At 71.5% G+C, this 22031-nt stretch carries 24 protein-coding genes and 1 pseudogene; 12 read left to right on the top strand and 13 right to left on the bottom strand.

What is annotated here, in order from left to right:
* The first annotated feature begins 219 nt into the window (after nucleotides 1-219).
* Nucleotides 220-2598: a beta strand repeat-containing protein gene (locus ACQEVU_RS46420; protein WP_433336122.1), complete on the top strand. Its 2379-nt coding sequence runs from the start codon at nucleotides 220-222 to the stop codon at nucleotides 2596-2598.
* Nucleotides 2599-2696: 98 nt separating this feature from the next.
* Here ACQEVU_RS46420 and ACQEVU_RS46415 read toward each other — a convergent pair whose 3' ends face one another.
* The 3 genes from ACQEVU_RS46415 to ACQEVU_RS46405 all read right to left on the bottom strand — a co-directional run bounded on the left by ACQEVU_RS46415 (nucleotide 2697) and on the right by ACQEVU_RS46405 (nucleotide 4123).
* Nucleotides 2697-2885: a hypothetical protein gene (locus ACQEVU_RS46415; protein WP_433336120.1), complete on the bottom strand. Its 189-nt coding sequence runs from the start codon at nucleotides 2883-2885 to the stop codon at nucleotides 2697-2699.
* A gap of 91 nt (nucleotides 2886-2976) precedes the next feature.
* A complete protein-coding gene (msrA, locus tag ACQEVU_RS46410; protein ID WP_433336118.1) occupies nucleotides 2977-3642 on the bottom strand; it encodes a peptide-methionine (S)-S-oxide reductase MsrA in 666 nt (221 codons plus the stop codon).
* Between the two features lie 64 nt (nucleotides 3643-3706).
* A complete protein-coding gene (locus tag ACQEVU_RS46405; protein ID WP_433336116.1) occupies nucleotides 3707-4123 on the bottom strand; it encodes an HIT family protein in 417 nt (138 codons plus the stop codon).
* A 34-nt stretch (nucleotides 4124-4157) separates the two neighbouring features.
* Between ACQEVU_RS46405 and ACQEVU_RS46400 the strand changes: the two genes are divergently transcribed.
* From ACQEVU_RS46400 to ilvA, 4 genes are all read left to right on the top strand, one after another.
* Nucleotides 4158-5297, top strand: coding sequence for a cystathionine gamma-synthase (locus ACQEVU_RS46400; protein WP_433336114.1), 1140 nt, complete (start codon nucleotides 4158-4160; stop codon nucleotides 5295-5297).
* Nucleotides 5298-5358: 61 nt separating this feature from the next.
* The gene (locus tag ACQEVU_RS46395) at nucleotides 5359-6747 is read left to right on the top strand and encodes an amidase (protein ID WP_433336112.1); all 1389 of its coding nucleotides are present in this window, start codon (nucleotides 5359-5361) and stop codon (nucleotides 6745-6747) included.
* Nucleotides 6696-7382: a hypothetical protein gene (locus ACQEVU_RS46390; protein WP_433336110.1), complete on the top strand. Its 687-nt coding sequence runs from the start codon at nucleotides 6696-6698 to the stop codon at nucleotides 7380-7382. Before ACQEVU_RS46395 ends, ACQEVU_RS46390 begins: the two co-directional genes overlap by 52 nt.
* Nucleotides 7379-8608 (top strand): threonine ammonia-lyase, encoded by a 1230-nt coding sequence (gene ilvA / locus ACQEVU_RS46385; protein WP_433336108.1) that lies wholly within the window; start codon nucleotides 7379-7381, stop codon nucleotides 8606-8608. The genes ACQEVU_RS46390 and ilvA overlap by 4 nt, the downstream gene beginning before the upstream one ends.
* An 85-nt stretch (nucleotides 8609-8693) precedes the next feature.
* Here the strand turns inward: ilvA and greA are convergent, their stop codons facing one another.
* Together greA and ACQEVU_RS46375 are read right to left on the bottom strand one after the other, a co-directional pair.
* Complete coding sequence (greA, locus tag ACQEVU_RS46380; RefSeq protein ID WP_433336106.1) at nucleotides 8694-9194, bottom strand: transcription elongation factor GreA; 501 nt, start codon at nucleotides 9192-9194, stop codon at nucleotides 8694-8696.
* A 104-nt stretch (nucleotides 9195-9298) separates the two neighbouring features.
* Nucleotides 9299-9727 (bottom strand): DUF4307 domain-containing protein, encoded by a 429-nt coding sequence (locus ACQEVU_RS46375; protein WP_433336104.1) that lies wholly within the window; start codon nucleotides 9725-9727, stop codon nucleotides 9299-9301.
* A 101-nt stretch (nucleotides 9728-9828) separates the two neighbouring features.
* On the opposite strand from ACQEVU_RS46375, the gene mca reads away from it, so the two are divergent.
* The 5 genes from mca to ACQEVU_RS46350 all read left to right on the top strand — a co-directional run bounded on the left by mca (nucleotide 9829) and on the right by ACQEVU_RS46350 (nucleotide 15897).
* Entirely contained in the window at nucleotides 9829-10701 is an 873-nt protein-coding gene (gene mca / locus ACQEVU_RS46370) for a mycothiol conjugate amidase Mca (protein WP_433336102.1), read from the top strand.
* A 4-nt stretch (nucleotides 10702-10705) separates the two neighbouring features.
* Nucleotides 10706-10963 (top strand): hypothetical protein, encoded by a 258-nt coding sequence (locus ACQEVU_RS46365; RefSeq protein ID WP_433336100.1) that lies wholly within the window; start codon nucleotides 10706-10708, stop codon nucleotides 10961-10963.
* Between the two features lie 620 nt (nucleotides 10964-11583).
* Nucleotides 11584-14097: a putative bifunctional diguanylate cyclase/phosphodiesterase gene (locus ACQEVU_RS46360; protein WP_433336098.1), complete on the top strand. Its 2514-nt coding sequence runs from the start codon at nucleotides 11584-11586 to the stop codon at nucleotides 14095-14097.
* Nucleotides 14098-14595: 498 nt separating this feature from the next.
* Nucleotides 14596-15195, top strand: coding sequence for a TIGR03086 family metal-binding protein (locus ACQEVU_RS46355; protein ID WP_433336096.1), 600 nt, complete (start codon nucleotides 14596-14598; stop codon nucleotides 15193-15195).
* 69 nt (nucleotides 15196-15264) lie between these two features.
* Nucleotides 15265-15897: a hypothetical protein gene (locus tag ACQEVU_RS46350; RefSeq protein WP_433336094.1), complete on the top strand. Its 633-nt coding sequence runs from the start codon at nucleotides 15265-15267 to the stop codon at nucleotides 15895-15897.
* Here the strand turns inward: ACQEVU_RS46350 and ACQEVU_RS46345 are convergent.
* From ACQEVU_RS46345 to trpB, 3 genes are read right to left on the bottom strand one after another with little or no spacing between them, the layout of a single operon-like run.
* Nucleotides 15877-16620 carry a GntR family transcriptional regulator gene (locus ACQEVU_RS46345; RefSeq protein ID WP_433336092.1) on the bottom strand — a complete coding sequence of 248 codons (744 nt, stop codon included), beginning with the start codon at nucleotides 16618-16620 and terminating at the stop codon, nucleotides 15877-15879. The genes ACQEVU_RS46350 and ACQEVU_RS46345 overlap by 21 nt on opposite strands.
* Nucleotides 16621-16623: 3 nt before the next feature.
* On the bottom strand, nucleotides 16624-17340 hold the full coding sequence (gene trpA, locus ACQEVU_RS46340) for a tryptophan synthase subunit alpha (RefSeq protein ID WP_433336090.1): 717 nt from the start codon (nucleotides 17338-17340) through the stop codon (nucleotides 16624-16626).
* Nucleotides 17337-18482 carry a tryptophan synthase subunit beta gene (trpB, locus tag ACQEVU_RS46335; protein WP_433339691.1) on the bottom strand — a complete coding sequence of 382 codons (1146 nt, stop codon included), beginning with the start codon at nucleotides 18480-18482 and terminating at the stop codon, nucleotides 17337-17339. The genes trpA and trpB overlap by 4 nt, the downstream gene beginning before the upstream one ends.
* A 159-nt stretch (nucleotides 18483-18641) precedes the next feature.
* Between trpB and ACQEVU_RS46330 the strand changes: the two are divergent.
* Nucleotides 18642-18806 (top strand): annotated as a pseudogene (locus tag ACQEVU_RS46330) (DUF255 domain-containing protein); the annotation flags it as partial.
* Nucleotides 18807-18826: 20 nt separating this feature from the next.
* Nucleotides 18827-20326: a recombinase family protein gene (locus tag ACQEVU_RS46325; RefSeq protein ID WP_433336088.1), complete on the top strand. Its 1500-nt coding sequence runs from the start codon at nucleotides 18827-18829 to the stop codon at nucleotides 20324-20326.
* 85 nt (nucleotides 20327-20411) lie between these two features.
* Here ACQEVU_RS46325 and ACQEVU_RS46320 read toward each other — a convergent pair whose 3' ends face one another.
* Genes ACQEVU_RS46320 through ACQEVU_RS46300 form a run of 5 tightly spaced genes read right to left on the bottom strand, consistent with a single transcriptional unit; the run spans nucleotide 20412 to nucleotide 21824 of the window.
* A complete protein-coding gene (locus ACQEVU_RS46320) occupies nucleotides 20412-20597 on the bottom strand; it encodes a hypothetical protein (RefSeq protein WP_433336086.1) in 186 nt (61 codons plus the stop codon).
* 9 nt (nucleotides 20598-20606) lie between these two features.
* Entirely contained in the window at nucleotides 20607-21233 is a 627-nt protein-coding gene (locus ACQEVU_RS46315) for a ribosomal protein L7/L12 (protein ID WP_433336084.1), read from the bottom strand.
* Nucleotides 21230-21379, bottom strand: a complete 150-nt coding sequence (locus ACQEVU_RS46310) for a hypothetical protein (protein ID WP_433336082.1) — start codon at nucleotides 21377-21379, stop codon at nucleotides 21230-21232. The genes ACQEVU_RS46315 and ACQEVU_RS46310 overlap by 4 nt, the downstream gene beginning before the upstream one ends.
* Nucleotides 21379-21597 (bottom strand): hypothetical protein, encoded by a 219-nt coding sequence (locus tag ACQEVU_RS46305; RefSeq protein WP_433336080.1) that lies wholly within the window; start codon nucleotides 21595-21597, stop codon nucleotides 21379-21381. The genes ACQEVU_RS46310 and ACQEVU_RS46305 overlap by 1 nt, the downstream gene beginning before the upstream one ends.
* Nucleotides 21594-21824, bottom strand: a complete 231-nt coding sequence (locus ACQEVU_RS46300; protein ID WP_433336078.1) for a hypothetical protein — start codon at nucleotides 21822-21824, stop codon at nucleotides 21594-21596. Before ACQEVU_RS46300 ends, ACQEVU_RS46305 begins: the two co-directional genes overlap by 4 nt.
* Nucleotides 21825-22031: the final 207 nt, after the last annotated feature.

The raw sequence follows: 22031 nt of genomic DNA, 5'->3' as shown, positions 1-22031 counted from the left end.
CCGCTCGGGGCGTTTCGCTGTCTCGGGGTTGCCGATTTTGAGGAACTTTCAGTAATTGCACTGCTACTTTAAGTGACGAAATGGGCGCCGAGTGTCTCCGTGTCAGGTGATCCGCACCCATCGATCACTCCCAATTCCGTGGTACCCGACTGGAGGAAACCACAAGTGCACGTCAAGACAAGAAGCCTCGGCACGCGAACGGCGATACGCGCCGGCGCCGTGCTGACGCTCGTGGCCGGCGGCCTGGTGGCCACGGCAGGGGCCGCGTTCGCGGCGGCGACGCTGAACATCACGCACGGCCCGAGCGGCGGCGGCTACAACATCGTGCTGACCGAGAGCTCCGCCGGCACCTTCACCTCCGCCGGCGCGGCCAGCATCACGGTCCAGTTCAACAGCGCGGGCACCTGCCCCGGCGCGCCGGCGACCGCCAACGGGTTCGGCTGGAGCGGCTCCGCGGTCACCGGCGCCGTGCAGACGACCGTCACGACGCCCGGGTCCGGCACGACGCTGACGGTGCCGGCCCCGGCGACCCTGACGCTGCCGGCCGCCGCCACCGCTCCGGCCACCCTGTCGGTCTGTGCCTACGACGGCACCACGCTGCTCACCGCCGGTAGCATCGACGCCGGGTTCAAGCTCGACGCCGACGTCACGGCCAACCCGGCCAGCGGCGCCAGCGGCGGCGGCTACACGGTCGCGCTCTCGTCGACCAGCTCGCCGTTCACCGCGAACAACTCCGCCGCCCACCAGGTGCAGTTCCAGGCGATCACCGCCACCGTGACGCAGTGCGCCGCGACGGCGCCCGGCGCGGTCACGCCCACCGCCTCGAACGCCACCACCATGACCGGTGGCGTCGTCGCCGTTCCCGCGACCGCCGTGCAGGTGCCGGCGGCCAACAAGATGAACGTCACCGTGCCCGCGGGCCTCGCCCAGCCGGCGAACCCGCTGGTGTTCAGCGCCAACTACCTGATCTGCGTCTACAACGCGGCCGGTACGACGCTGCAGGCCGAGACGGACCAGAGCAACGCGTTCAACCTGCAGGGCAACACCGCCCTCAGCACGACCGCGGGCTCCAGCGCGGGCGGCAATACGGTCACCCTGACCGCCGCGGCGCCGATCTTCACCTCCGGCGTGCAGAACGTGAAGCTGGAGGCCGTGGCCGACAACGCGACGTGCGCGGCCACGTGGGGCGCCGTCGCGGGTACGAACAACGTCACGATTCCGTCGGCCAACGTCCGGTTCGTGTCGACGTCGAAGATCGCCATCACGATGCCGACCGGCAGCGTCCTGCCGAGCTCGACCACGGCGTTCAACGTCTGCGCCTACGGCGGCGGCGCGAGCGTCGCCGCCGGCAGCCCGCTGATCGCGGCGAGCTACGGGCCGTACACGGTGGGCCAGGTGCCGACCATCGCGTCGGTGTCGCCGGCGACCGGCCCCGCGCAGGGCGGCTCGACGATCACCGTCACCGGCACCAACTTCCCGGCCACCGGCTCGTTCACGGCCACCGTCGGCGGCACGCCGCTGATCAACCCGACGCAGGTCGACTCGTCGCACTTCACCGCGGTCGTCCCGCCGCACACGCCGGGCGGCCCGTTCTCGATCGCCGTCACCACCGCCGGCGGCACCGTCACCATGACCGGCCTGTTCACCTTCTCCAACGGCATCACGGTCACGCCGAAGACGGCGCCGAACTCGTCGATGGCCCCGACCGGCATTGACATCACCGGCGTCGGCTTCCAGGACCTGACCTTCAACACGGCGAGCTCGACCAACGGCAACAGCCAGAGCGCGCACGTGTACCTGGTCAAGGGCACCTACAGCGCCGGCACCACGCTCAGCGCCACGGCCGTCAAGCCCAACGGGCAGACCACCGAGTGCATCGACGTGCTCGTCGTGGGTGACACCGAGCTGCTGTGCAACCTGTACCTCGGCGGCAACCTCAACCCGGCGCCGACCGCGGTCACCCGGACGCTGTCCAGCTGCGCCTCGTACCCGTCGGCCGTGGCCACCGCGCCGCTGGCCACGCCGGTGGCCTCCGCATACATCGGCCCGTCGAGCGGCACCGTGACGACCTGCGCGTTCACCCAGGCCGACGTGGGCTCGAAGATCACGGCCGGCGCCAGCGGCGCCGCGATCGCCGACAACACCACGACGATCACGGCCGTGAGCGCGGCCGGTGTCGCGACGCTGTCGAAGAACTCGACCGCGGCGCTCACCGCGGCCACCACGCCGATCTCGCTGTCCAGCACCCGCACCGTCACCGACGGCGCGATCACGCTGGGCTCGACCAACCTGACCTCGACGCTCGCCCCGTTCGCGGCGTCGGACGTCAACCGGATGATCACGGGCCCCGGCCTGCCCTACGGCACGTACATCGTCAGCGTCGCCGGCGGTGTGGCCACCCTGTCCAACGCCGCGACCAGCGCCTCGACCGCCGGGTCGTTCGCGGTCTTCGCGGCCACGCCGGTGCCGAACGGCACGTACACGGTCACCGTGGTCAGCAACGGTGAGCCGGGCGCGCCGGCCCGCACGACCATTCCGTACTACCAGTCGATCATCTCCAGCGGATCGACCTTCACCGTCGCCGACTACATGCACTAGTCGACCACGGCACGACAACGGCGGCCCGGGGGCGAACGCTCCCGGGCCGCCGCTTGCTGATCGCGGGCTCGCGCCGATGTCGCTGACCTCCGGCGCCGTCAGCCCCGGGGAATTTCGTACGCGAACACACCCACCCAGAACAGCGCCCAGACCACGAAGGCCAGCGCGGCGAGCAGGATCGTCGCCGCGACCAGAAGGCTCAGGAAGCCACCGGAAAGCGACAGCACCCTCCGCCAGCGGGGAGGGCGGGGCTCGGCCTCCTCGTCCTTCATATCGAACACGATCATGACAACAATGTAAGCCGTGCCAGCTGATCCGTGTGCCCGCGCGCGCCGGCATCGCCCGGCGCCCGTGCTCAATCTGGTGTGCGGCGTGCGGTCAGGACGGCAGGGTGCCGACGCCGATGGGGCAGGTCATGCCGTTGGGGCCGTGGTTGCAGTACCCGTACGGGTTCTTCGAGTCCGACAGGTACTGCTGGTGGTAGTCCTCGGCGTAGTAGAACGGCCCGGCCGGGGCGATCTCGGTCGTGATCTCGCCGCGGCCGGTCGAGCGCACCACCGGCGCGAACAGCTCGCGCGAGGAGGCGGCCGCAGTGGCCTGGGCCGGGGTCGTGGTGTAGATGGCCGAGCGGTACTGCGTGCCGACGTCGTTGCCCTGCCGCATGCCCTGGGCCGGGTCGTGGTTCTCCCAGAACGCCTTCAGCAGCGTCTCGTAGGAGACCTTCGCCGGGTCGTAGACGACCTGGACGGCCTCGGTGTGGCCGGTCTGCCCGGAGCAGGTCTCCTCGTACGTCGGGTTCTTGGTGAAGCCGCCCTGGTAGCCGACGGCGGTGGAGTACACACCCGGGATCTGCCAGAAGATCTTCTCGGCGCCCCAGAAGCAGCCCATCCCGAAGTAGGCGACCTCCAGCCCGGCCGGCCAGGGCCCGCGCAGCGGGGTGCCCAGCACGGTGTGCTTCGCGGCGACCGGCATCTCGGCGTCGCGCCCGGGCAGAGCCGACTCGGCCGTCGGCAGGTCAAGCTGCTTGTTCAACCGCAGGAACACGATCCGCTCCTTAAAAACTTGAGGTGCTTGGACTCAAGTTTGCCGCGCAATCCGTCGTAAGGCCTTATGAGCTCATTACGGTGGAGATCTTCTCCGCAAACGACAACGCTTCATCGTCCGACTCGTATTTCGTGCGCGGCCAGAAGAAGCCCTTGAGCCCGTCGCCCTTGGTCCGCGGTACCACATGGGTGTGCAGGTGGGCGACGCTCTGCGACACCCGGTTGTTGATCGCGACGAACGTCCCGCCCGCCGACAGGCCGGTCTCGACCGCGCGGGCCAGTTGCTGGACGAAGCCGAAGTACGCCGGAATCTCACCCGGATCGAGATCGCTCAGCGTGACGACGTGCGTCCTGGGCACCACGAGCACATGGCCCTTGAACACCGGGCGGATGTCCAGGAATGCGGCGGCGGTAGGGGTCGTCGCCACCATGAAGCCGGGCGTCGCGCCCGACGCGATGGAACAGAACAGGCAGTCCGACACGCCCGCCAGCCTAGTCGCCGTTAGGGTCGAGCCCATGACCCACGGCTTCGAGACGCTCGCCATTCACGCCGGCCAGGAGCCGGACCCGGCCACCGGCGCGGTGGTGCCGCCGATCTACCAGACCAGCACCTACGCGCAGGACGCCGTCGGGGCGCCGCGTCAAGGATATGAATACAGTCGCACCACCAACCCGACCCGCGACGCGCTGCAGGAGTGCCTGGCCGCGCTCGAGGGCGGCCGCCGGGCGCTCACCTTCGCCTCCGGCCTCGCCGCCGAGGACACGCTGCTGCGCACCGTGTGCCGGCCCGGCGACCACGTCGTCATCCCGGACGACGCCTACGGCGGCACCTTCCGCCTCTTCTCCCGCGTGGCCGAGCGGTGGGGCCTGAACTGGACCGCCGCCTCGATCCACAGCGTCGACGCGGTGCGCGCCGCAATGACCGAGCGGACCCGGATCGTCTGGGTCGAGACCCCGACCAACCCGCTGCTCGGCATCGCCGACATCGCCGCGCTGGCCCAGGTCGCCCACGACCGCGGCGCGCTGCTCGTGGTCGACAACACCTTCGCCTCGCCCTACCTGCAGCAGCCGCTTCACCTGGGGGCGGACGTCGTCGTGCACTCGACGACGAAGTACCTCGGCGGCCACTCCGACGTCGTGGGCGGCGCCCTGATCGGCACGGACGAGCAGCTCATGGGCGAGCTCGCCTACCACCAGAACGCCATGGGCGCGATCAACGGGCCGTTCGACGCCTGGCTCACGCTGCGCGGGATCAAGACGCTCGGCGTGCGGATGGACCGCCACTGCGACAACGCCGAGAAGGTCGTCGAGTTCCTGTCGAGGACCAAGGGCATAACCCAGGTGTTGTACCCCGGGTTGCCCGACCATCCGGGGCACGAGACGGCGGCGAAGCAGATGCGCCGGTACGGCGGCATGGTCAGCTTCCGCGCCCAGAGCGAGGAGCACGCGGTGCAGATCTGCAACCGCGCCCGCCTCTTCGTCCTCGGCGAGTCGCTCGGCGGTGTCGAGTCGCTCATCGAGCACCCGGGCCGGATGACCCACGCGAGCGCCGCCGGCAGTCCGCTGGAGGTGCCGGGGGACCTCGTCCGGTTGTCTGTCGGAATCGAGACGATCGACGATCTTCTGGCCGATCTGGAGTACGCGCTCGCTCGTTGACACACTTGACCGCACCGCGCCGTCGCACGCGACGGCCTACGGGTACGGAAGGGTGTTCGGCATGCTGCACCGCTCCACCACCTGGGTCGGCGCCACGGCCAGGGAGATCGCGCGCGCAGTGCGCCGCGGTGACACCTCGGCGACGGCCGTCGTGGCCGACCACCTCGACTCGATCCGGGCGTACGACCGCATCGTCGGCGCGTTCCGCGAGGTCCGCGCCGCCGAGGCGATCGCCGAGGCGGAGATGGTCGACGAGCAGCCCGGGCTCGGCAACCTGGGCCTGGCCGGGGTGCCGGTCGCGGTCAAGGAGAACACCCCGGTCGCGGGCCTGGCGACCTGGAACGGCTCGGACGCGGCGCGCCGCCCGGTCGCCGACACCGACCACGAGGTCGTCCGGCGGCTGTGCGGCGCGGGCGCGATCGTGGTCGGCGTGACCCGGATGCCGGAGCTGGGCGTCTGGGCCACCACCGACGACGGCGCCGGCATCACCCGCAACCCGTGGCGGACCGACCGCACGCCCGGCGGCTCGTCGGGCGGGTCGGCCGCCGCGGTCGCGTCCGGGCTCGTGCCGATCGCGCACGGCAACGACGGGCTGGGCTCGATCCGGATCCCGGCCGCCTGCTGCGGCATCGTCGGGCTCAAACCGGGCCGGGGCGCGGTGCCGGCCGGCATCGGCGCCAATGACTGGTACGGCCTCACCGAGAATGGCATCCTGGCCACCACGGTTGCCGACGCGCATCTCGGATTTTCGGTGCTTTCCGGGCGTACACCCCAAACCCTGACACCACCGGGCACCCTCCGCGTGGCGGTCTCGCTGCGCAGCCCCGTCACCGGCGTCTTCCCGGACGCCGGCGCGCGCAAGGGCCTCAGCGACGCCGTCCGGCTGCTGCTCGCGCACGGGCACGGCGCGGTACGGGCCGACCCGGCCTATCCGCCGGCGCTGGCCGCCCGGGTGCTCGCCACCTGGTTCGCCGCGGCGAGCCTCGATGCCACCGAGCTCGACCGGGCCCAGCTGCAGCCGCGCACCCGGCGGCACGTGGCGCTCGGCGAGGCGGCGCTGCAGCGCGGCCTGGTCCGCGAGGCCGACCGCGCGGGCTGGCGGGAGCGCTGCCGCAACTGGTTCGACGACGGCGGCTTCGACGTGCTGATCACCCCGGCGCTGGCCACCGCGCCGCCGGCCGCCGAGCGCTGGTCGGCCCGGTCGTGGGCGGCGAACATGCTCGTCAACACCCGGTACGCGCCGTACGAGGCGCCCTGGAACTTCGCCGGCTTCCCCGGCCTGGTGATTCCGGTCGGGGTGCGCCCGGACGGGCTGCCGGTCGCCGTGCAGCTCGTCGGGCGGCCGGGCGCGGAGACGCTGCTGCTCGGCGTGGCCGGGCAGATCGAGCAGGCCGCGCCGTGGCGGCGGCACGCGCCGGGCTGGCCCCGGATGGCGGCCCGGCGCCGGTGATCCGGGCGCTGTCGACCTGGGCGACGGTGGCGATGGCCGCGGTCGCCGGCACCGCGCTGGTGTACCTCGCGATCACCCTCCTGCCGCTGGTCGACCTGTGGGCGGCCCGCCATCCCGGCCCGGGGCGGGCCGCGCTCGCCGGCGCGCTGCGCATCGCCGGCTGGGTGCTGCTCGCCGCGGTCGCCGCGCTCAGCGCGGTCGCGGCCGGGGTCTGGGGCGCCCGCGCCCGGTCCAACCTGGCCGCGTTCGGGGTGCGCACGCGCCGGCTCGCCCACGGCAGCGTCGGGCGCTCCCCGGGGCTGCGCCGGCGCGTGACGGCGCTGGTCTGGTCGCTGTGGGGTGCCCTGCTCGCCGGCGGCGCGGCGACGGTGCACGGCGTGCTGGCCGGCCTGCCCAACCGGGCCGAGATCGGCGCCGTGCGCGAGGGGGTCGCGGCCGGCGGCCCGGTCGACCGCGCGCTGGCCGCCGACCTGTTCGGCCGCCAGCTGGTGCTCGGCCTGCCCGGCGCCGCCCTGTTCGTGCTGGCCGCGGCGGCCGCGGTCACGCTGATCGCCGCGGTGACGAGCGCGCAGTACGGCCGGCTGGCCCGGCTGCGCGCTCCGGACCCCGGCGATGGTGGCACGATCGGGGCATGACCGACGCCGTCCCATCGGAGCTCGTGACGCTCGCCGATGTCGAAGCGGCAAGGCGACTGCTGGCAGGCGTGACCCGCCTGACCCCGGTGGAGCCCTGCCGGCCACTGACCGCCAAACTCGGCGGCCCGACGTGGCTCAAGTGTGAGAACCTGCAGCGCGCCGGCTCGTTCAAGGTGCGCGGCGCCTACGTGCGGCTGGCCCGCCTCGGCGACGCCGAGCGCCGCCGCGGCGTCGTGGCCGCCAGCGCCGGCAACCACGCGCAGGGCGTCGCGCTCGCCGCCGGCCTGCTCGGCATCGCCAGCACCGTCTTCATGCCGCTCGGCGCCCCGCTGCCCAAGATCGCCGCGACCAAGGGCTACGGGGCCGCCGTCCAGTTCGCCGGCTCCACCGTCGACGAGGCCCTCGTCGCCGCGCAGGAGTTCGCCGAGCGCACCGGCGCCGTGTTCATCCACCCGTTCGACCACCCGGACGTCATCGCCGGGCAGGGCACTATCGGGCTGGAGCTGCTCGAACAGGTACCGGAGGTCAAGACCGTGCTGGCCGGCACGGGCGGCGGCGGGCTCATCTCCGGCCTCGCCGTCGCGATCAAGGCGGTCCGCCCCGACGTGCGCATCATCGGCGTGCAGGCGGCCGGCGCGGCCGCGTTCCCGCCGTCGCTCGCCCAGGGCCGCCCGGTGCGCCTGGGCGCGTTCGGCACGATCGCCGACGGCATCGCGGTCGGCCGCCCCGGCGACATCACGTTCGCCCACGTCGGCAAGCTCGTCGACGAGATCGTCACGGTCACCGAGGAGGACATCTCCCGGGCGCTGCTCATGCTGCTCGAGCGCGGCAAGATGGTGGTCGAGCCGGCCGGGAGTGTCGGCGTGGCCGCCCTGCTCGCCGGCGCGGTGCAGGTCGAGACGCCGGTCGTGGCCGTCCTCTCGGGCGGCAACATCGACCCGATGCTCATGGTCCGGGTCATCGAGCACGGCCTGGCCGCCGCCGGGCGGTACCTCACGTTCACCGTGCGCTGCGGCGACCGGCCGGGCCACCTGGCGAAGCTGCTCACGTACATCGCCGAGCAGGGCGCCAACATCGTCGACGTGGCACACCGCCGCCAGGACCCGCGCCTGCAGCTCGGCGAGGTCGAGCTCGGCCTGTCGGTGGAGACGCGCGGGTCCGAGCACTCGGATCGGCTCGTCAACGCGCTGCGATCAGCCGGCTACACGGTCACGTTCGGCGTGTAGCCGGCTGCCTCGCGGGTCTTGGCCTTGCTGCTTGGCGGGTCTTCCTTCGCCCGTCTCAGCTGCTCTTGGCCGCTCTCGGCTGCGCTCAGCCGCCGAAGGGCTCGAAGTCGACGATCGTCACCTTGATCGCCGCCCCGCTCGGGGCGGTGTAGGTGACCGTGTCGCCGCGGTTGGCCTCGAGGATCGCCTTGCCCAGGGCGGACTCGGGGCTGTAGACCTTCAGGTCGGTGGTCGCGGCGATCTCGCGGGAGCCCAGCAGGAACTTCTCGGTGTCGTCCTCGTCATCGTCGAACTGGATCGTCACGACGGTGCCGGGCGCGACCGCGTCGGAGGTGGGCGCGTCGCCCACGACCGCCTTGCGCAGGAACTCTTTCAAGTACAGGATCCGGCCCTCGGCCTTGCCCTGCTCCTCGCGGGCGGCGTGATAGCCGCCGTTCTCGCGCAGATCGCCCTCTTCGCGGCGTGCGTTGATCTCCGCGGCTATCGCCGGACGGTTGGCGATGAGCTCGTCGAGCTCGGCCTGCAACCGGTCATAGGCGTCCTGCGACAGCCAGGTGGTGGCCTGTCCGCCGTCGGTGGTCGACACTGAGAATCTCCTTACGGCACGCTCGGTTCCAAACCACCAAGGTACCAGTGACTCGCATCACCGCGGCCACTTGAATTTGCCGAGGCGTTACCAACGGGTCAACTTCACCTCGACTGCAGCGGCCCGCAGGCCGGTACCTCCACAGTGACGGGCCGGTCGCTCGTTGCGAGCCTGTATGTGACGAACGCCTCGGCTCCGGTCGGCACGTCGACCTGGGCCAGCCCGACCTCCTGGCCGCTGGCCGAGCGGGCCCGCACGCTGCAGGTGGCCCGCTGGTCGGGCTCCTTGCGCACGACGAAGTCCACCGTGATGCCGTCGTCGCTCACGTTGTAGAAGCGCTGGACCTGCGGTTCGTAGTCCTGGGGGCCGTACTGCGTGTAGAGCTGCCAGGCGATGGCGAGGCCGGCCGCGGCGACGACGCCGGCGAGGGCGAGCACGAGCCAGCGGCGGCGCGGCTGAGGCTCCCGCCGCCGGCCGTAGCGGCCCGGCGGGTACTTGGTCGATGTGGCGTGCGTCTCGTTCAGGTCGGTCACGGGCGTGCGTCCTCGTCGTTTTGTCGGAGGTACAGACCACAATAGGGTCGTTAACCGGGGCGGACCCCGAGCGGGGCCCGGACACATGTTGAGGAGAGCTCGTGAGCGAGCAGCTGCGTTTGATGGCGGTGCACGCACATCCCGACGACGAGTCGAGCAAGGGCGCGGCGGCCATGGCGAAGTACGTGGCCGAAGGGGTCGACGTCCTCGTCGTCACCTGCACCGGCGGCGAGCGCGGCAGCGTGCTCAACCCGAAGCTGGACCGGCCGGAGATCTGGGAGAACATCGCCGAGATCCGCCGGGCCGAGATGGACCGGGCGCGCGAGATCCTCGGCGTGCGGCAGGAGTGGCTCGGCTACGTCGACTCCGGCTACCCGGAGGGCGACCCGCTGCCCCCGCTGCCCGAGGGCTGCTTCGGCCTGGTCGACCCCGAGGTGGCCGCGGAGCCGCTGGTCGCGCTCATCCGTAAGTTCCGCCCGCACGTGATCACCACGTATGACGAGAACGGCGGCTACCCGCACCCCGACCACGTGATGACCCACAAGATCACGATGGTGGCGTTCGCGGCGGCGGCCGACCCGGAGCGCTTCCCGGAGGCGGGGGAGCCCTGGCAGCCCCTGAAGCTGTACTACAACATGGGCTGGTCCCGCACCCGCATCCAGCTGCTGCACGAGGCGATGCTGGAGACGACCGGCGAGTCGCCCTACACGGAGTGGATGAAGAACTGGGACGAGCAGGGCGAGCGCCCCGACCCGTCCGAGCGGGTCACCACCCGGGTGCCCTGCGGCGAGTTCTTCGAGACCCGCGACGACGCGCTGCGCGCGCACGCCACCCAGGTCGACCCCGACGGGTTCTGGTTCGCGGTGCCGCTCAACATCCAGCAGAAGATCTGGCCCACCGAGGACTACGAGTTGGTCAAGTCCTTCGTCGAGTCGAGCGTGCCCGAGGACGATCTGTTCGCGGGCGTAAGGTAGCCGTATGGGCGCGTTGGACGTTCTGGCCGAGAACAACTTCGGCGACACCCGGTCCGGTGGCCTGGCCGGCCCCATGGGTCTGCTGATCATCGTGCTCCTGGGCATTGTGACGATTTTCCTGATCCGCAACATGACGGCGCGGATCCGTCGCCTCCCGGCCGAATTCCCCGACCCGGACGCCGACCGCAAGGCGGACGACCAGAAGTCGGCGGATCCGACCGGCTCCGACCCCGATCAGCTGGACAAATCGACGCCCGCTTGAGCAACGTCAGCCGATGATCTGAGTTAGAAACGCATCGCTGACCACTGTTGTCCCTTTCCTTCGTGCCTTAGCCTTCACGGGGTGCGCGTTCCATTTCGCCGGGCGTGCACCCCTGTGGGGCAGGGAAGGGGGCAAATGGTGAGCGCCCCGACGCGCGCCCATCCGGTCGCCGGACACTCGCCGCTGCACGGGCGCCGATGTGTTGCGCCCTGCTCGTCGGCCTTGCTGTCCGCGCCGCCCGCTTTGTTCGTTTCGCCCCCGCGGCCCCCTTCGACCCCGCCGGCTGCGGCTTCGGCCGTCGCGCCCGGGCTGCCGGCTGCGGGGTTCGCGGCGCCCGCTTTGTCTGTTTCGCCGCCCTGGCCCGCCCCGGCCGGCCGGCCCGCTGCGTCCGTTGCGCCGGCTGCGTCCGTTGCGCCGGCTGCGTCCGCTGCGTCGGTTGTGCCCGCTTCGGCGGTCCGGTCCGCTTCGGCGGTCCGGTCCGCTTTGGCCGCCTGGCCCGCTTTGGCCGCTCCTTCCGATTTGCCTGCCTCGAGTGGTCGGGGCGGTTTGCCTGTTCGGGCTGCCCTGGCTGGCTCGTGTGCGTTGTTCGGTCCGGTCGCCTGGTTCGGTTCGGCCGTTCGATGAAGCCGCTGCCGCCGCGCCTCGTCGCCGCCCTTGTCGCTGCTGCCCTGCTGTCGGTCGTCGGGGCGCTCGTGGCGGCCACGCGGCTGTCGGAGGGCGCCGTCGACACGGCGTTGAATCGGTTCAGTATCGGCGGGCTGCCCGCCGTGCCGGTCGCGCTGCTGACCGGCGCCGCGGTGGCCATGATCTCGCAGCTGGCCCGGCTGCGGGTGCGCATCGGCGGCGGCCTGGCCCGGCTGGCCTGGGGCGAGGCCGCGGTCGTGCTGCTGTGCGCCAGCCTGCCGCCCGCCGTCGTACCGCCGGTCGCCCTGGTCGGCTTCGGCGCCGCCCACGCCGCGCTGCACGCCATCGACTCGCGCCACGGCCGCGCGCGGCCCGTGCGCGAGAGCATCTACGGCGTCGCCGCGCTCACCGTCGCCGCCGCCCTCGCCGCGCTGGTCGTGGCCGCCGTGTGGGGCGGCGAGATCCGCAACGGGATTGCGCCGCTGCACATCGGCGCGCTGGTCGCCGCGGCCGTCGTGTACTACCTGGTGACCGGCGCGTTCCTGGTCACGCGGATCGTCGCGGCCTCCGGCGGCCCGATCCGCACGGTTGCCTGGCCGATCTTCGGCGGCAACCTGCTGATGCTCGTCGGCAACGTCGCCGCCGGCCTGGTCATCGTGTGGGCCTGCACCACCAACGCGTACCTGCTGCTGCTCGTGCCGCCCGTGCTCTGGCTGATGCACCAGTTCTACGCCAACCGCCTCGGCGAGGACGAGGAGCGGCGCACCTGGTCCGAGTTCGCCGAGGTCGCCCGCGAGCTCAACCGCCTCGACGAGCGCGACGCCGCGCAGGCCGGCATTGCCGGGGCGGTGCGGCTGTTCGGCGTACGGGCGGCGCAGGTATCGCTGGCCGGCGGGCGCACCTACGGCGAGCTGCCCGGCGGCCCCATCACCACCCGTCCGCTGGCCGTCGGCTCGGCCACGGTCGGCGAGCTGCGCCTGGCCGGCCCGGAGCCGCAGCGCGCCCGCGACCGGCTCATGCTCGCCACCTTCGGCGACGCCCTGGCCGCCGCGCTGCACGACGCGATCACCCACGGCGAGCTGCGGGCGATGAGCGAGCGGACCACGTACGACGCGGTGCGCGACCCGCTCACCGGCCTGTACAACCGCGCCGCCCTGCTCGCCCGCGGCAACGTGCGCCTCGGCCGCCGCCCGCCCGGCGAGCCGGTCGCCCTGCTCCTGCTCGACGTGAACGACTTCAAGGAGGTCAACAACGCCCTCGGCCACACCGCCGGCGACGAGGTCCTCCGCGTCATCGCCGGGCGCGTCCAGGAGGCCGGCAACGCCGGTGACCTGCACGCCCGCCTCGGCGGCGACGAGTTCGCGATCCTCATCACCGACCTGGCCGTCGGCGGCGCCGACCTCGCCCTGGCCGCGGCCGTCGAGCGGGCCCGCAAGCTCGGCGCCCACCTCGCCGCGCCCATGCGCATCGACGGGGTCGCCCTGTCCAAGGAGCCGTCGATCGGCGTGGTCGTCGCCGAGGCCGGCTCGGCCGACCTGACGGAGCTGCTGCGGCGGGCGGACATCGCGATGTACCAGGCCAAGGACGGCGGCCAGCCCGTCGCCTGGTACGACCCGTCCCGCGACGACGCCAGCACCGACCGCCTGGCCCTCCTCGCCGAACTGCGCGAGGCCCTGGCCGCCGCCCCCGGCGAGGACCAGCTCACGCTCGAGCTCCAGCCCGCGGTCGCGCTCGCGGGCGGCTCGCTCGCGGGCGCCCTGTCGGGCGGCGCGCTGCCCGGCCCGCTCGCCGGCGGCCAGATCACCGGCGTCGAGGCCCTGATCCGCTGGCAGCACCCCCGCCGCGGCAAGCTGTCGCCGGCCCAGTTCCTCCCCGCCGTCGAGGCGAGCGAGCTCATCGCCCCGCTGACCCACTGGGTGCTCGAGCGCGCCATCATCCTAGCCTCGGGCTGGCGCCGGGCCGGCCTGGCGGTCCCGGTGGCGGTCAACATCTCGGCCCGCAGCCTGGCCGAGCGCCAGCTCCCGGAGACGATCGGCGAGCTGCTGACCCGCCACCGCCTCCCGGCGGAGCTGCTCGTCCTCGAGATCACCGAGACCGTGATGCTGTCGAGCTCGCCGGTGATCGACGACGTCCTGTCCCGCGTACGCCGCCTGGGCGTCCAACTCGCCGTCGACGACTTCGGCACGGGCTTCTCGGCCTTCACGGTCCTCACCCGGGTACCGGTGCAGGAGGTCAAGATCGACCGGGAGTTCGTCGCGCAGATGCTCGACGCCCCGAAGCACGGCGCGATCGTCCAGACCACCGTCGACCTGGCCCGCCGCCTCGGCCTGCGCGTCGTCGCCGAGGGCGTGGAGAACCCGGAGCAGCGCGCCCGCCTGACGGAACTCGGCTGCTCGGCGGCCCAGGGCTTCCTGTTCTACCCGCCGCTCTCCCCGGACGGCCTGCTGGCGGTCCTGCGCGAGCGCCGCCAGGTCCAGCGCCGCCACCTGCGCGCCGAGGGCACCGGCTGAAAACGGATAAATCCCGCCGCTCCGCGACAGGATTTATCCGACATTTCGCATTATTTCCGGTCGTCGGCGCGCCGCGTCGAAGCGTGCCCCGCTAAATGCTGATAAGTCCGATAAGTCGTGGCGCGGAGCGCCCGACTTATCGTGATTCCGCTACGCCCGCGAGACCAGCATTCAGCGACGCCCGCGAGACCCGGCATTGAGCGACGCCCCGCGAGACCCGGCATTGAGCGACGCCCGCGAGACCCGGCATTCGCTACGGGCCCGCAAGAGCGGTAATCCGCGACGCCCGCCGAGAGCGGAAGGCTTCCGCGGCTCGGCTGTTGACCACCCGTCGCCCAGCCGTGGGACCGCTCTGCTGATTCCGCAACGCCCGCCGTCCGGCCATCGGGTGCGCGACCACGCGAGATCCTGGCATCGACTCTATTGGAATAGAGCATTCCGTTCTGATAGAGTCGTAGACACGAGGGCGAGCGCCTGTGAGTGAGGAGCAGAGAAGCGATGAACGAGCAGCTGACGAGCACCTGGGCGGTTCTGGACGAGGCGCACCGTGTGCTGCGGGGCGTTGTCGGCGGGGTCAAGGACGGCGACTGGGAGCGGGCGACGCCGTGCGCGCAGTGGAACGTCACCCAGGTGCTGCAGCACGCGGCGGGCGACCAGCTCGGCTTCGCGGCGACGATCACGGGGGAGGGCTGGCCGGCGTACGACCCGTTCGCGCCGGACGGGCACCTCCACGGGCAGGACCCGGCCGAGTTCGCCGAGGCGGCCATGCGCGCCTCCGCCGCGGCCTGGGCGACGATCCCGCAGGACGCCACCGACGCGCCGACGCCGCTGCCGCAGGGGCGCATGGCCGGGTGGCTCGGGGCCGGGGCGTGCGCGCTCGACGCGGCCGTGCACGCCTGGGACATCGCCGTGGCGACCGGGCAGCCCTCGCCGCTGACGCCGGAGCTGGCCCGGGACCTGCTGGCCGTGGCCCGTGAGATCGTCGAGCCGCTGCGCCAGTGGGGTGCGTACGCGGCGGTCGTCCCCGGCGACGAGAGGGATGACGAGGTGGCGGCGCTGCTGCGGTACCTCGGACGAGACCCCCGCTGGACCGCCTGAAAAGACGGCACGAGACACACCGGCGGCGTGCACGGGGCTAGCCGCCGGTGTGGCTTAGCGTCACCGAGTGTGAGCGGACGGGGGCTTGCGAGCGTGCTCGGGTGCGCGGTGGCGGCGGTGGGGGCGTTTGTCGTACTGGATCACTTCGGCGGCCGGGACCACTTCGCCGACCTGCCCGGCGGCGCCGACGTGCGCATGGTCGGGCGCTTCACGCCGGCGCAGATCGACCGGCTCGCCGCGCTGCCCGAGGCGGTCGCGGTGGAGTGCGACGACACGCTGTACGACGTCGGGATCGCCACCGGCCGCATGACGCTGCGCCAGGCGACGGTGCTGACCGCGCTGCGCAGCCCGGGGTTGCAGCGCTCGGCGCTCGTGCAGGGGCGCAACCCCAACGGCGACGGCGAGCTATTGGCCGTCGACGGGCAGGGGCTGCGGCTCGGCGAGCGGGTCACGCTGACCCGCGGGTCGCACGGGCTGGCCGGCACCGTCGTCGGCGTCGCCGCCCGGCCGTCCGGGCAGGTGGACGCGGTCGCGCTGCTGCCGGCCGGCGCCGTCGCCCGGCTCGAGGCCGCGCCCTGCGCCGAGCTCGCCGTCCAGCTGCGCCGCCCGAGCGCGGCCACGGCGTTCCAGCGCAGCGCGAAGGGCGTGCTGGGCGGCAGCCTTGACGTCACCTACGACGAGTCACTGCGCGGCCACGTCTGATCCGGGCGTGCCGGACCACGTCATCGACAGGCCGGTCGCGGCCCGCTCGGCCCTGACCTCCATCGCGTCGCCCAGGATCACCGCGCGGTCGGCGACCACCGCGGCGCCGTCCAGCGCGTACGTCACGCGCTCGCTCACGAACACGGGCGTTCCGGCGGGCTCGTGGAGGTACACCCGGGAAGGGGCCTCGAGGAGGGCGGGCCTGATGGTCTCCGCGGCCCGCGCCACGGCGACGCCGATGTCCGCGAGCGCGGCATAGAGGGCCGTCGCGGCGAAATCGACGGCGAGGAGCCGTTCGGCAAGCGGAGCGGGGACCCAAGATATCTGGTGTACCGAGGGACGCCCCGCAAACTCCCGGACGCGCTCGAGCCGAAGTGCCCCCGGACCGAACTCGGCCGACGCGGCGAGCCCGGAAGACACCACGACCGTCCGCACGGCGTGCCCCTGTTCGCGCAGGTCATCGGCGAGGCTGCGCAGAGACCCCAGCCGATACGCCAGGTGCGGCGGCGACACGAACGTGCCCCGCCCCGCCTGCTGCACGATGAGCCCCTCGTCGCTGAGCTGGCGCAGGGCCTGCCGGAGGGTCATGAGCGTCACGCCGTACGCGCCGCTGAGCTCCCGCTGGGCCGGCAGGGCGGACCCGGCCGGATACTCGCCGGCGTGGATCTTCGCGGCCAGGTCGGCGGCGATGGCGCGGTAGCGGGGCTCGCCGTCGCGGACCAATCCTCACCCTCCTGACATCGCCGCCTTCAGCTCGCGCACGTACGCGCCGGCCTCGGCCGGCCCCGCCCCGTCGAGCACGCGGCGCATGACGGCGGCGCCGACCACGACGCCGTCGGCCAGGCTCGCCGCCTCGGCCGCCTGCGCGGGCGTGGAGATGCCGAATCCTAACAAGACCGGCAGTTCGGTCCGGGCCTTGAGGCGGCCGGCGAGATCTTTGGCGGTAGCGGCCAGCTCGTGGCGCTCGCCGGTCGTGCCCATGACCGTGACGGCGTACACGAACCGCTTGCTGCGCCGCCCGATCTCCGCCAGCCGCGCGTCGGGCGTGGCGGGCGAGGCGAGCAGCACGAGATCGATGTGCGGCTCGACCTCGCCGCACTCCTCGAGCGGCAGGTCCGGGACGATGACCGCCGTCGCCCCCGCCCGCCTGGCCTTCTGCCCGAATGTTGCGGGACTTTCGCGGATGACGAGGTTGGCGTACGTGCTGAGGACGATCGGCACGGATGACGAAATCCCGGACAGGTCATGAAGAATGCGGTCCAGCGTCGCCCCGCGCGACAGCGCAACGGTCGTCGCCTCCTGGATCGTCGCCCCGTCGAGCGTCGGATCGGAGAACGGCAGCCCGACCTCGACCATGTCGGCCCCCGCCGCGGCGAACGCGTGCACATACGCGGTCCAGTCCGCGGTGATGCCCGCCGTGATGTACGGCATGAGCAGCTTCACAGCGCCTCCCGCAGCGTCGCCAGGTCCTTGTCCCCGCGCCCCGACAGCGTCACGAGCACGGTCGCGCCGGCCGGCAGCTCCCCGCGCAGCACCCAGGCCAGCGCGTGCGCCGACTCGAGCGCGGCGATGATCCCCTCGGTGCGGGCCAGGCGCACCGCCGCCGCGACCACCTCGTCGTCGGTGACCGCGACGTACCGCGCCCGGCCGAGGTCGCGCAGGTGGACGTGCTCCGGCCCGATCCCCGGGTAGTCCAGCCCGGCGGCGATCGAGTGCGCCTCGACGACCTGCCCGTCGTCGTCCTGCAGGAACATCGAACGCACGCCGTGCAGTACGCCGAGCCGCCCCCGGCCGGCCCCCGCGCCCCCGTCCGCCTCCACGCCGACGAGCCGGGCGGCCGTGTCGACGAACCCGGCGAACGTCCCCGCCGCGTTCGACCCGCCGCCCACGCACGCGACGACGTAGTCCGGCACCGCGGCCCGCAGCTCGGTGGCGCACTGCCGCCGCGCCTCGTCCCCGATGACCCGCTGGAACTCGCGGACCATCCACGGGTACGGCGCGGGCCCGAGCACCGACCCCATGCAGTAGTGCGCCTCGTCTACTGTCCCGACCCAGTACCGCATGGCCTCGCTGGTCGCGTCCTTGAGCGTGCGGGCCCCGCTGCGCACGGGTACGACCTCGGCCCCGAGCGTCCGCATCCGGAACACGTTGTGCTCCTGCCGCTCGATGTCCCGTTCCCCCATGAACACGGTGGCCTGCAGCCCGAACAGCGCCGCGGCGGTGGCCGTGGCCACGCCGTGCTGCCCGGCCCCGGTCTCGGCAATGAGCCGCGTACGCCCCATCCGCTTGGCCAGCAGCGCCTGCCCGAGCACGTTGTTGATTTTGTGCGACCCGGTGTGCGTGAGGTCCTCCCGCTTGAGCAGCAGGGTCACCCCGAGCTCCGCGGACAGCCGCAGCGCCGGCGTGAGCGGCGTGGGCCGCCCGGCGTAGGTGGCGAGGAGCCGGTCGAGCTGCCCCCGAAACCCGGAGTCCGCCCAGGCCTCGCGGAACGCCTCCTCGACCTCCCGGCAGGCCCCGATGAGCGACTCGGGCACGTACCGCCCGCCATAGTCCCCGAACCGCCCCAGCGCACCGGGATCCCCCATGACCTCCCCGCGAACGACACCCCGCCGCGGCCGGATGAGCACCTCTTCCACGCCACCCCTCCACAGTTCTAGAACTGTCAACTGTTCTAGAACTGTGCCATGCGATCGTGGCGCTGTCGACCCCTTAGCGACGACCGGCGCCCGTGAGAGGGTTGGGGCATGGCCAATCGTCTCGGTGGGGCGACCTCGCCCTACCTGCTGCAGCACAAGGACAACCCGGTCGACTGGTGGCAGTGGTCGGCCGAGGCGTTCGCCGAAGCGCGGCGGCGGGACGTGCCCGTGCTCATCTCCGTCGGGTACGCGGCCTGCCACTGGTGTCACGTGAGCGTGTGTAACATGGCTTCATGCCCCCACGCAGAGCGCTGGCCGTCATCCGCCTGTCCCACCTGACCGACGCCACTACCAGCCCCGGCACACAGCGACAGGTCATCAAGCGCGAGGAGTCCGACGAGCTTGAGATCGTCGCGTGGGCGGAAGACCTGAACATCTCCGCGGCCGACTTGGCGCCAGCGGAGCGACCGAAGCTTGGCCCATGGCTGACCGATCCCGAGAAGATCGCTCAGTACGACGTGATCATTTGGGCCAAGATGGACCGGGCTATCCGGTCTGTGGTCGATCTGTACTGGCTGCTTGACTTCTGCAAGCGTGAGCGCAAAGAGATCATCTTCGCCAAGGACAAGCTAGACACGACTACGCCCGTGGGGCGCATCGTGGCTACGCTCTTGGCCGCTGTGGGCGAGATCGAGATTGCCAACATGGTTGAGCGGCGAGAGCGCGCGAGCGAGCATCTCCGGACAACGAACCGGTGGCCAGGCGGACCGGCGCCGTACGGGTACAAGGCGGTTGATGCGCCGGACGGCAAGGGCAAGGTGTTGGAGCTGTCGGGGCCGGAGGCAACCATTGCGCGCGAGATCGTAGGCCGAGTCATCACGGGGGAGTCGCGAGAGGAGATCGCTCGGGATCTCAACGACCGAAACATTCCGACGAGTCGGACGAGGGCTAAGCCGCGCGAGCGAAACACGCTCGAAGTCAAGGGCTGGTCAAGCGCCGTCCTCGGTCGCATGCTGCGTAGCCGTGCCTTGCTCGGGCAGAAAGAACAGCAGGTGCTCGACGCGAACGGCAAGGCGACGGATGAGCGCCGACTTCTGCTCGACCCGTCCGGGAACCCGATTCAGATGGCAGAGCCGCTCATCACCCTTGAGGATTTCGGCCGTCTCCAGGCAGCGCTAGATCTCGCGGCAAAGCCGCAGCCTAGGGGCAAGAAGCCCAACCCATTAGCGGGCATTCTCCTCTGTGGCGAGTGTCAGCGCCCATTGCGGCACCATGGGGCCGCAACGAGGCCCGAGCATACGCACGCGTTCCGGTGCTACGGCGACGGTTGCCGTGCCGTGAAGCAGTACAAGGAAGTCGTGTGGTCGGGGCTTAACGATGTCTTCATGGCCACGCTCGGTGACGCGCAGGTGATGCGCCGGGTGTACGTCCCCGGGGAGGACCACACGGCCGAACTGGAGGACGTGAAGAAGCGCACGAAGAGCCTCCGTGACGCGCGCTACGTGCGCGGCGAGTTCGACGGAGAGGAAGACGAGTGGGATGCCCTGATGAGCGCTCTGCGCGCCCGTAGGATTGAGCTAGAGGCGCTGCCGCAGCGCGCGGGGGCTTGGACCTACGTCCCCGAAGAACGGACCTACGGCGCTGTGTGGCAAGCGTCAGATCCGGAAGCGCGGGGCGATCTGCTCAAGCGGAGCGGGATCAAGGTTTGGCTCATGCCCACCGAGGGGCGCCGGGCGAACATGCGGCTTGAGATCCCGGACGACTTGCTTGAGCGCCTCGGCGTAGGCGCCTGAACGCACGAACGCCCACCGGGTTGATCCGGTGGGCGCCCTCTGTGCGTGTGAAGTTGTGGCGCCGAAGCGCTGTCAAGACTAACTTTCAGACCGGTGAATCGGCCCTCAGGACGTAGCAGAACCACCGTTCGATGTGCCGGAGGTTGTGCCGCTCGGCGAATCGCTCGGCGCCGCGCTTGGTCCAGAAGAACGACACGTGCCGCTCCCACGAGGGGATGCCCACGCCGAACTCACTCGGCCGGCGAACGACCTTCCACCGCTTGAGCTTCATGGCCGGCCGCTAGACGTGGAGGCCGTTCGTGCGGCCGATCTCCTCCACCGCCTCCTTGGCCTCTCGCAGCCCGAGGCCGGTCCGCTCGCGGTAGAGCTTGATGGCCTGGATCTTGCCCGCCGTACGCAGCTCTCGCACCACGGCCGCGGTCAGGTCGGTGTCGATGACCTCGGTCACCGTTGAGTAGTCGCGCAGCAACTCGCGCTCCGTCAGCGTGACGTTGACCTCGGTGTTGCTCCAGTTGCCATCGCCGTTGCGGCGCCAGTGCGGAGCGTAGCTCTCGCCGTCGTTGACCGTCTCGACGTCGAGCGGGATGCTTCCCTCACCCAACCGGAACACCCGCGGCTCGCGCGTGCCCTCCGGGTAGTCGAGGAACCTGATCCCGGACACGTCGCGCTTCAGGAGCCTGTACTCCGGGTGGTCCGAGTACTTGAGGACACCGCCGAAGACCGCGCCGAGGGCCTCACCGATAGCCTGCATGTGCCCGCGGGGGCTCGCCTCGGGCGATCCGCCCACGAAGGCGTAGATCACGTGGAGCGTGCGCGCCTCCTCCTCGCTCAGCTCCAGGACGATGACCGGCTTCGTCTCGACGGTCTTGACTTCGATCTCGCGAATCTCGCGCTTGGCAGTGGTCATGCAGTCTTGCTCCGATCCATGGTGCGCAGGGCGTTCTTGAGGGTTGCGTACTTGCCACGGCCACCACGGCGCCCACGGCGCCGGTCAGCCCGGTTGGGAAGGATGAACTCGATGTCTTCAAGGTCGGGCGTCTCGTCCGGCTCCATCAGACGGCCACCCCCGGCGCGCTGACGAGCGTCACGCTCTCCGCACGAACGTTGCTTAGCTCGATGCTCTCCGGCTCCTCGGGGAGGGAGAGGAAGAGGCGCGTTCCGATGCCGAGCGCGTAGCCCTCGTGGGTGCCGGACACGACGTACACGCCGTGCTTCTCCGGAATCGAGCCGTGGTAGCGGACCAGCTTGCCAACCAGCGCGGCGGGCGTCACGCGAGTACCTCGAACGCGTAGCCGTTCGCCCGGTCGGTGAGGTGGTCGACGTACCCGGCGTACATCTCGTGCGTGTGGTCGACCTCGCGGCGCACGATGTCCGCCAGGCGCTCGACGGTGTTGTGCCCGACGTCCTTGCCGATCATCCGCGCGATGTCGGCCTTCACCGTGGCGTAGCGCTCGGCTGACGCCTCCCGCACGCTGGCGGTCTCGATGTCCTTGATCAAAAGGGCTCCCTCGAAGCTCGATCCACGGAGGCGATCCGGTGTCACCGGACGCTCGGGGCGAGTGGCTCGGCCACTTCGCCTAGGCCATGACCTGCGGCCTTGTGTTTCAAGACTAACCTTCGAGAGATCAAACTGTCAAGACAAACCATGAGGCACGAAGAAGGGGCGCCCGACCGCGCCCCGACTTCTTGGTGGGGGCCTCCCTCA

Source organism: Dactylosporangium sp. CA-139066 (assembly GCF_050936175.1).
Lineage (GTDB): Bacteria > Actinomycetota > Actinomycetes > Mycobacteriales > Micromonosporaceae > Dactylosporangium.
Note: the sequence above shows the minus strand (reverse complement) of the source record. Positions and strands in the feature narration are given on the sequence as shown.